General features: G+C 48.5%; 6 protein-coding genes. 3 read left to right on the forward strand and 3 right to left on the reverse strand.

The features are described from left to right. Together LDL40_RS13675 and LDL40_RS13680 are read left to right on the forward strand one after the other, a co-directional pair. A partial coding sequence (locus tag LDL40_RS13675) for a DUF4118 domain-containing protein (RefSeq protein WP_300995933.1) occupies positions 1-2,100 on the forward strand: 2,100 nt, incomplete at its 5' end. A gap of 5 nt (positions 2,101-2,105) precedes the next feature. Next, on the forward strand, positions 2,106-2,783 hold the full coding sequence (locus LDL40_RS13680; RefSeq protein WP_300995934.1) for a response regulator: 678 nt from the start codon (positions 2,106-2,108) through the stop codon (positions 2,781-2,783). A gap of 149 nt (positions 2,784-2,932) precedes the next feature. Here LDL40_RS13680 and LDL40_RS13685 read toward each other — a convergent pair whose 3' ends face one another. The 3 genes from LDL40_RS13685 to LDL40_RS13695 form a co-directional block, all read right to left on the reverse strand. Then, positions 2,933-3,337 carry a VOC family protein gene (locus LDL40_RS13685; protein ID WP_300995935.1) on the reverse strand — a complete coding sequence of 135 codons (405 nt, stop codon included), beginning with the start codon at positions 3,335-3,337 and terminating at the stop codon, positions 2,933-2,935. A 175-nt stretch (positions 3,338-3,512) separates the two neighbouring features. Then, complete coding sequence (locus LDL40_RS13690) at positions 3,513-5,354, reverse strand: M2 family metallopeptidase (RefSeq protein ID WP_300995936.1); 1,842 nt, start codon at positions 5,352-5,354, stop codon at positions 3,513-3,515. Positions 5,355-5,415: 61 nt separating this feature from the next. Beyond that, on the reverse strand, positions 5,416-8,073 hold the full coding sequence (locus LDL40_RS13695) for a CHASE domain-containing protein (RefSeq protein WP_300995937.1): 2,658 nt from the start codon (positions 8,071-8,073) through the stop codon (positions 5,416-5,418). A 146-nt stretch (positions 8,074-8,219) separates the two neighbouring features. On the opposite strand from LDL40_RS13695, the gene LDL40_RS13700 reads away from it, so the two are divergent. Continuing rightward, a partial coding sequence (locus tag LDL40_RS13700) for a DNA topoisomerase III (RefSeq protein ID WP_300995938.1) occupies positions 8,220-10,000 on the forward strand: 1,781 nt, incomplete at its 3' end.

The raw sequence follows: 10,000 nt of genomic DNA on the forward strand, positions 1-10,000 counted from the left end.
CTGGAGCGTTTACAGCAAGGCAAGGTGTATGTAGCGGACTATGCCGCTTTGGCGGTGAAGCAATTTTTCCAGTTGGAAACCTTAACAGCGCTGCGTGAAATGGCGATGAAGCTGGTGATGAGCCATGTCGATGCGCAGTTAAAAACCGAGCAGGATGCCAAAGCCCGTGGCAGTGATTATCTTATTCAGGATAAATTACTGGTGCTGATCTCCAACCGCCGCGATCACGAATACCTGATCCGCATTGGCCGCCGTGTTGCCGAAAAACGTCAGATGCCCTGGGTTGTGGTCTGGGTCGACACAGGGCAGATGCAGTATCAGTCGACGCAACAGCGCTTACAGTCGGCTTTTGCTTTGGCACGTGAACTCGGCGCTCAGACCGATATTTTACGTGGCCCTTCTACGTTACAGACCATTTTGCCTTATATCACAGAGCATAGGATTAACGCTGTGTTAGTGGGGGCTGGCACAAAACGCACCATGCAGCCCTGGCGTAAACCTTTGTATCAGCAGCTGATTAATAGCGGTTTGCCGTTAGAAGTTTCAGTGTATCGCTCTGGTGAATCGGCCCAACAAGCCAGAGTGTCAGCGCCCGCTTCAGGCACCTTTGGCCAAAAAGCCGGTTATGCTTTTGGTGCACTTTTTACCGCAGCCGCCAGTGCTTTGGCTTTAGCTTTGGACCAATGGCTGCAAAGTGGCAATCTGGTGCTGATTTTTGTGTTGGCTGTGGTGCTTTGTGGTCTGAAATACGGCGCCCGCCCTGCTATTTTTACCGCTTTGTTGTCGTTTTTCAGCTTTAACTTTTTCCTGACCGAACCTTATTTCACCTTTAATGTGAATAAAAACGATGATGTCGCCACGCTGATTTTTATGCTGGTGATAGGTATCACCTGTGGCCCGGCCGCTTCGCGCATCCGGCAGCAATTATTGCTACTGAAAGAAGCCAATCGTTACTCAGAGTTACAACGGGATTTTGCCCAGCAACTGACCGTAATCCATCAAACCGATGAACTCTGGACTATTTTGGCTACCCAGCTGACCCAAGCGCTGCGCTGCCCTGTACATCTGGTCACCCTTGATCAACAAGAACAACAAATACTGCCTGCACTAAATCAGCCTTTGCTGACCTTGGATCAGGCGATGATTGATTGGTGCAGACGGCATCAGCAAATGGCAGGGCGTTTCAGCGATACCCTCAATGCCAGCCAGTGGAGTGCCCTACCATTAGCAGTGCAAGGTAAAACTATTGCCGTCATAGTGCTGCAGTTTCCCGCTACTGTGCAGGTATTAAGGCCGGACGACAGAGATTTAATAGCGACTTTAAGCCAGCAGGCGGTCAGTGTCTGGCAGCGCATTAGTCTGAATACGGAACTGGAGAGCTCAAAACTGAAAGCCGAAATGGAGCAATTGCGTTCGGCTTTATTATCCTCTGTGTCGCACGATTTGCGCTCACCGCTCGCTGCTATGATGGGTTCTGCTGAGAGTTTACAGGTGCTGGACCAGCAGTTATCCAAAGAAGATCGGAACGAACTGTTAAGCACCATCATGCTGGAAAGTCAGCGGCTGGACCGATATATCCAGAACCTGCTGGATATGACGCGTTTAGGTCATGGCACCTTAAAGCTGGAACGGGATTGGGTGTCTGTCGCCGATATTATTGGCAGTGCCAAACAACGCTTAAAGCGCTTTTTCCCGCAAGTGGAAGTGGAATACGAAGCTGCACCGGATTTACCTTTACTTTATGCCCATGCCGCTTTGCTGGAACAAGGGCTGTTTAATATTCTGGAAAATGCGGCTAAATATAGCCCTGATGGCGAGCCTGTGCGGGTTTGGGTTAGTCAGCAAGGAAAAGTCTGCCGCATTGAAATTGAAGACAGTGGCCCTGGTATCCCGGAAGCGCTGCGGGAAAAAGTCTTTGATATGTTTTATGTGGTGGCCGATGGCGACAGTAAAAGGCACAATACCGGCATGGGGCTGGCGATTTGTCGGGGCATGATTGGAGCGCACGGCGGATCGGTCAAAGCGACCTCAGCCCGAGTGGGCTCTGGCTCACGTTTTATTGTCGAATTGCCTTTGCCTGAAACCCAAGCAGGAGACTAAGTCTATTGTCCGCCCGAATTCTGGTTGTTGATGACGAAATGCAAATCCGCAAAATGCTGCGGATAGCGTTAAAAAGTGTCGGTTACGAGGTGACTGAAGCAGATTCAGTCGAATCTGGTCTGGCGGCTTTAGTGCGCCAGCAGCCGGATTTACTGGTGCTGGATTTAGGTTTACCCGATGGTGATGGCCTGGAGTTATTAAGCGAACTGCGCAGTTTTTCCAAAGTGCCTGTGATTGTTTTGTCAGTACGAAACGGCGACTCCGACAAAATCAAGGCACTGGATATAGGCGCTCAGGATTATGTGACTAAACCTTTTAGTGTCGAAGAGTTGCTGGCGCGGGTCAGGGCGCAATTACGCGACCGTTTACCGGATAAAACCCCGGCTGTGCTGGACGATGGTTATCTGCATATAGACCTCGCCCGCCGTCTGGTGACCTGCAAAGCGGTGGAAGTGGAGTTGACCCCAAAGGAATATGCGGTGCTGGCGACTTTGGCTCAGCATAGGCAATGTGTGATCACACAAAAACAGCTGCTGGAACAAATCTGGGGTCCAACTCATGGTCAGGACAGCCATTATTTACGTATTGTGATCAGTCACTTACGACAAAAAATAGGCGACGACCCCACAGAGCCTCGTTATCTAAAGACCGAAGCGGGAATTGGTTATCGCCTTATGCTGTAAAACCCTTCGTTCTTGCAGCCGCAGCTTTGTTGACTGCGGCCGCGAGCCCCAGTCACATAGGTAACTATGCTCCTGGGGTCTCACGTTCTTGTCGCCTCGCTGCAACTGCAATTACTTTGGGTTTTGATTTGGTGTGGTGATGTTGGCAATCAACCAGCCACTGCTGCCGGATCCATCCAGAAAAACTCCCAGATATGACCATCTAAATCCAGTACAGAGCGGCCATACATAAAACCTAAATCCTGCTTTGCATTGATGTCGGCGGTACCACCTGCTTTAGCAGCTGCATTACACACCTGATCCACTGCTGCTTTGTTATCACAACTTAAAGCCAGCATCACCTCGCTGCTGCCTGAGTCAGGGATCGGCCTTTGGGTAAAACTTTGCCATTTGGCATGGGTCAGCAGCATGACAAAAATATGTTCACTCCAGACCATACAAGCTGCAGTGTCGTCGCTGAACTGCATATTCTGGCTAAAGCCCAGCGCCTGATAAAATTCGATTGCAGCAGCTAAGTTGCTGCAGGGTAAGTTGACAAAAAGCATTTTGGCCATGGGGCCCTCCTGTTGGCTATAAACTGACAATGCCTGTTTCACTATCTCTGTGCTTAGTCGGTTCAGGTTTATTAAAATCGACAACAGATAAGAAATTTTTTTAAATTTCAGAGCTACTGATGTTTTTTAAAAAAAAGGGCAGCTAACGCTACCCTTCAATCCGATCAATGTGCTGTTACCAGCCGCATTGCCTGCCTTTATTTTGCTCATCCAGCCAGGTTTTTAACGGCGCAAAATAAGCCAGAATGGCACTGGAATCCATTTCTGGTTTACCTGTTAATTTAGCTAAAGCTTCCTGCCATGGCCGGCTGGAACCCATTTCCAGCATTTCATTCAGTGCAGCTCCTGCTTCTTTGCTGTTGTAGATAGAACAGCGGTGAATTGCGCCAGTGTCACCGGCTTTTTCACATAAAGCTTTGTGGAACTGGAACTGCAGAATATGAGCGAGGAAATAACGGGTATAAGGTGTATTGCCTGGCACGTGGTATTTAGCACCAGCGTCAAAGTCGGCTTCAGTACGGGCAACTGGCGCGGCCACACCCTGATACTGTTCACGTAATTTCCACCAGGCTTCGTTGTATTGCTCTGGTTTCACCTGGCCGGAAAATACCTGCCAGCGCCATTGGTCCACTAATAAACCAAAAGGCAGGAAGGCCACTTTATCCAGCGCCAGTTTCAACAATAAACCAATGTCTTTGGACTCGTCCGGAATGTGCTCCAGCAACCCAATTTGTTGCAGGTACTTTGGCGTGACCGATAAGGCTATGGTGTCACCTATAGCCTCATGGAAACCATCGTTCGCACTTTCCTGATAAAACACCGGTTGGTTTTTATACGCACGTTGATAGAAGTTATGCCCTAGTTCGTGGTGGATCACCGAAAACTCTTCGCCAGTGCGCTGAATACACATTTTAATACGTAAATCGTCTTTGGCGTCTAAGTCCCAGGCGGAAGCATGGCAGACCACATCCCGATCTTTTGGTTGCACAAACAAGGAGCGGGTCCAGAAAGTTTCAGGTAATGGCGCAAAACCCAAAGAGGTGAAAAAGCCTTCAGCTCCTTTCACCATTTTTAATTCGTCATAACCTTTGTCAGCCAGCAGTTTGGTGACGTCATAACCGGGATCGGCATCAGCTGGTGCAACTACATCATAAATATTGCCCCAGCTTTGTGCCCACATATTGCCTAACAAATGTGCCGGAATAGGCTTGTTTAAAGGCACTTTGTCGGCACCGTATTTTTCCGACAACTTGGCCCGCACATGGCAATGTAAAGCTTCGTATAAAGGTTTGACTGCGCCCCACTGTTTATCCAGTTCCAGCGCAAAGGCGTTGGGGTCCATATCGTATTTCGAACGCCACATAGCGCCAGTGTCGGCATAACCCAATTCTTTAGCGCCTTCATTGGCCAGCTCTACCTGCCGGGCATAAATAGATTTCATTGGCGCAGCAGTGTTATGCCAACCTGTCCACATTTCCAGTTGTTCGTCGTAGTTACGGGAGCTGGCCATAGTGCTCGACATCTGGCCTAAATCCAGACAGTTATCCGGCGTTTTGCAGTATTTGCCTTTGCCATACATGGCATTGAGTTTAGCGACAATACCGGATAACTCTTCAGTTTTGGCTTTGTCCTGCGGCGCAGCTAAGGTCAGGGCTTGTTTGAGTTTGTCCAGTTGACGTCTGGTGTCGTAATCCACTTCAGTGTCATTAAAACGTGCAGCCTGATTCGCTAAACGCACTACCATTTCCGTCAGTTTCTGACCTGCGGCGGCAGACAAAGCCTCTGTATCTTCGGTGATGAAGTTTGAGGCTATCCAGTCTGCTCGGTTGACTTCAAGCAATAAAGTACTGAATTCCTCGCTGGCATCCCGCACAAAAGCTTTCGCTTCATCTGCTGTCGCTGCGCTGGCAACAGTTTTGGTTTCCGCAGGCTTTGTAGCTTGTTCGCCACATGAGGTCACTAGCAAGGCTGAACTGACCAGCAGGGCTGTCAGGCTAAGTTTATAAACAGGTTTCATTGGCTTACCTTCTTGTTATGTAGTTAGGTGGTCACAGCGGTTTAGAGTATATACAACAACTTTAACTCTGCTCTTGAGGTGTGTTGTGGCGATCGGAAAGCTCATAATATGGAAAGGTCAGGCTAAAACAGGTGCCTTTACCCAATTCTGATTCAAAGTCTATATTGCCCTGCATCATTTCGACCAGCGTTTTACTGATATTTAAGCCTAAACCTGACCCCTGATTGCTGCGGCTGTCTGAACTGTCAGCCTGAGCAAATTTCTGGAAAATTTTGCTACGGAATGATTCGGCTATACCCGCACCCTGATCTTTAACCTGGATCACCAGTTGGCCGTCTTTTAGCTGGTAACTTAACTTCACCACTGAGTGGCTTGGCGAGAACTTTATGGCATTGGAAATCAAATTCGACAAAATTTGCAGCAAGCGGAATTTATCCTGATACAGATAAATCCTGCTTTGCTCCGCTGTGGTCAGCAGATCCAACCGAACCGAATATTTATCTGCATAAGCCTGATTTTGCAGTTTGGCTTCCTGCAATAAAGCACCAACTTCAACCTCAACAGGTTGCAGTTTTAACTGACCGAATTCCAGCTTTTCAATGTCAAGAATATCATTGACCAGCCTGGCCAGCCGGTCGGTATTGGTTTTGGCTATCTGCACCAGTTGTTGGGCCGCGGGCGCTAACTCTCCCACTACACCACCAGCCAATAAACCTAAAGAGCCGTTAATAGAGGTGAGAGGTGTACGCAGTTCATGACTGACGGTAGAGATAAACTCGCTTTTCATCCGGTCTATTTTTTTTCGCTCACGCAAGTCATGCAGCATCAGGGTATATAAATGTTTGTCCGCCGTGTCGACCCGACTTAAGCCCATTTCCAGCGGGATTTGTTGTCCATCCTCACTCAGCCCTGTGACCTCTACTGTCTGTCCCACCCATAAATTCAACTGATCTACTGTTAAAGGCTGCAATAACTGATGGTTTTTATGTTCAGGCAAACAGGCAAGCAATTTGCTGATGGGTTGGCGCAACAGACTTTGCATGCCATAACCAAACAATAAAGAGGTTTCTTTATTCACTCTTTCTATATGGCCTTGTTGATCCACTATCACTATAGATTCAATAGCGTTATCAAGGATTGAACTGAGTTCTTTGGTTCGCTGGGTGATCAAATGTTCAATACGGGCCGATCGTCCGGTCAAAACCAGCAGGAAAATGCCCAACAAGCTGCACAACACCAGGCCACCCGTCAGAACGTACCAGCTTTGTTGGCCAGAATTGAGGTTAAGCATAGTTTTGCTGGGAATTAATGTCAGCTCCAGTGATCTTCCGGCATGGGACCAATGTTGTGTCCAGGTTAAATAGTTTGCCTGAGCCGGTAAAGCAGGTAATGAACCGTAATAAGCCAGCCCTGTGCCTAAATCTCTGATCTGTAAATGGAACTCAGTAATGTCGTACTGACTTAAGCTGGTGTCTACCAATTGCTTGGTATCAAAAATACCGCAAATAAAACCACGGATTAGTTTACGTTTGTCTTCGAGGCTGGCTGGAACCCCTCTTTGGTGATACACAGGGATAAAAAACATTGCGGCGTCTGTACCGGTAACCAGACGAACCGGAGCTGTAATGCTGATACTGCCTGAATCCCTTGCATATTCCATGGCTTCTTTACGGGCTGGGTCGGCCGCAAAATCCAGCCCAATCAGAGATTTATCGCCAGAGGCAGAGGCCATGAACCTAACCACACTATAATCATCCCGCGCAGCGGCTGGTCGGACGCCTGGGTTGGCATATTCTTTAAAGCCCGTTTGCAGCTTGGTCTCCAGCGCGGCCCGTTCTGAATGAGGAATTTGCTCAATCCAGTCAAAAATCAGTACTCCAGCTTCCTGCCAGGGGTAGCCTTGCAAAAATTGTTGAAACATAGCTTCTGTCACTTCAGGCTGAATGGCAAACAGCCGTTCGATAGTGCGCATTTGCTGCAGTACTCTGCTGACTCTGAACTGTAAGGTGGCGCTGATTTGTTCTGACTGATCAAAAAACTTTTGCTGCAGATTCTGACTGTGCTGAAAGCGCGCCAGCACAAACAAAGCAACCACTAGTGCAGTGCAAACCAATAAAGGCAAGCCTACGGTCAGCCAGCGGGAGCGCCATAAAATCCGGGGTTTAGCAAACAACATAAACATAAGGGGAATGGCAATCATCACCCCAATCATGTCGCCTATCCACCAGGTAAACCAGTTAAGTCCGGCATTGTCGGACGTCACTATGTCAAACTTACACAAAACCAAGGTAGAGAAGACGGAGCTGATTAAGCAGGCCAAAGGGCCTGCCAGTAAAAACAGCCACAGGATACTTTTTTCAAAAGTAAGAGCGCTATGAAAATTGGCAAAGCGGCGAACAGACCATAAAGCAAAAGTGACAGTCGCGGTAGTAATAGTGGCCATACTCAGGCTGAATACGACTTTGTCAGACCAGGTTAAGCTTGGTGGCCAGTCAGGCTGTGCCAGCTTAAACAGCAGTGAGCCGAAAAAAGCGCCCGCCAGCATTGGGTAGCCCCACAGCAGGGCTGCTGCTATAGCTATGCCTACAGATGGAAATACCGAAGTGGCCATGCCAGGGGCTATCGCCAATAGAATAGCGAGCTGACCAAATAAAAAATAGGCAGATGCCAGCAGGAAGATCCGCAACAATGTTAAACCAGGAGCTGAAATTTTAATCAATGCTGATACTTCACCAAAGCAGGTACCGGTCTGTCCCGGCAAAGCCTTAGCTTACTCTGAGGTGTGAAGAAAACAAATGCTCCAACCTTTGCTTTTTTAGGAAAACTGCGGTTAAATTAACTGTTTTTTCATACAGTGGTCCACCAATGAGATTGTATATAGCTGAAAAACCAAGTATGGCCCGTGCTATTGCCGACGCTTTTGGTGGGCACCAAAAACAGCAGGGCTATTTGCAACTTAGCAATGGCGATAAAGTCAGCTGGTGCCTTGGCCATTTGTTAGAGCAGGCCGAACCTGAAGCTTATGATCCACAGTTTAAAAGCTGGCGGCTGGAGCATTTACCTATAGTGCCGGCGCAGTGGAAATTGCTCCCTAAAGCACAAAGCAAAGCTCAGCTTCAAGTACTGACCAGGCTGATCAAAGAGGCAACAGAACTGGTGCATGCAGGCGATCCGGATAGGGAAGGCCAGTTACTGGTCGATGAAGTGCTGCTGCATACTAAAGTCAGTCAAACTAAACTTACCAATACCAAAAGATTGCTACTGAACGATTTAACACCAGCTGCTGTGCGCTTAGCTTTGCAACAGTTAAAACCAAATTCTGAATTTGCCCCTCTGTCGCAAAGTGCTTTGGCCCGCAGCAGGGCCGATTGGTTATACGGCATTAACTTAACCCGGGCTTATACTTTACATGGCCAGAAGCAAGGTTATCAGGGTGTATTGTCTGTAGGCAGAGTGCAAACTCCAGTCTTGGGATTAGTGGTGCAACGTGACCTGCAAATAGAGAATTTTGTCAGTCGTGACTTTTATCAGGTCAAAGCCCATTTGTCCGGCGCAGATTGGCCTTTTACCGCGCTTTGGCAACCCAGCGAGGCCTGTGCTCCTTACCAGGACGAAGAAGGCCGGGTGCTCAATCGTGAGCTCGCTGAACTGGTACAACGCAAAACCAGCCATCAACCTGCGCTGGTAGAACAAGTCCAGCAACTGCCGAAAAAGCAGTACGCGCCTTTGCCTTTTAGCTTGTCGGCGTTACAAATTGAAGCGGCCAAACTTTTTGGCATGACGGCTCAGCAAGTATTGGATACTTGTCAGCAACTCTATGAGCGCCATCAGCTTATTACTTACCCACGTTCAGACTGCAGGCATTTACCTGAACAGCAATTTGGCCAGTCAGCTGCTGTCTGTCGCGCTATAGCGGCCAACAGTCCACAACTGGCTGATATGCAACAGCAGGTCAGTATGAGCCAACGTAGTAAAGCTTGGGATGACAGTAAAATTACTGCTCACCACGCTATTATTCCAACGGACAAGGTGCTTAAATCGGCCAGCCTCAATGGCAGTGAGGCCCAACTTTATTGGTTGATAGCCAGGCAGTTCTTATGGCAATTTTTCCCTCCCTACTGCTATCTGGAGCAACAGGCACTAGTTAAAATCGCCGGCGGTTTATTTAAAGCTCAGGCCAGACTAGTGCAGTCTTTGGGCTGGAAGGCTTTTTATAAAGCCAGTCAGAAGGATGAGCAAGAAGAGGATTCCGACGCACAACAGAGCCTGCCGCCACTCACCAAAGGTCAGCAGTTGCAGTCTGGCCAGTCAGAATTGCTAGCCAAACAAACTCAGCCACCGGCGTATTTCACTGACGCTACTTTGTTAGCGGCCATGACGGGCATCAGTCGTTTTGTGACAGATCCAGAGTTAAAACGCATCTTAAAAGAAACCGCAGGTTTAGGTACTGAGGCGACCCGCGCAGGTATTCTGGAGTTATTGTTTAAACGGGGTTATTTACAGCGTCAGGGTAAACAAATTCGTGCCAGCCAGTTAGGCCGGGTCTTTATTCAAAGTTTGCCACAACGCATCACAGCGCCTGACCTGACCGCTTTATGGGAGGCTCAGCTGGAGCAGATTTGCCATCAGCAGCAAGACTATCCGCA

Origin of the sequence: Rheinheimera sp. (assembly GCF_020217005.1) — a bacterium.
Taxonomy (GTDB): Bacteria; Pseudomonadota; Gammaproteobacteria; order Enterobacterales; family Alteromonadaceae; genus Pararheinheimera.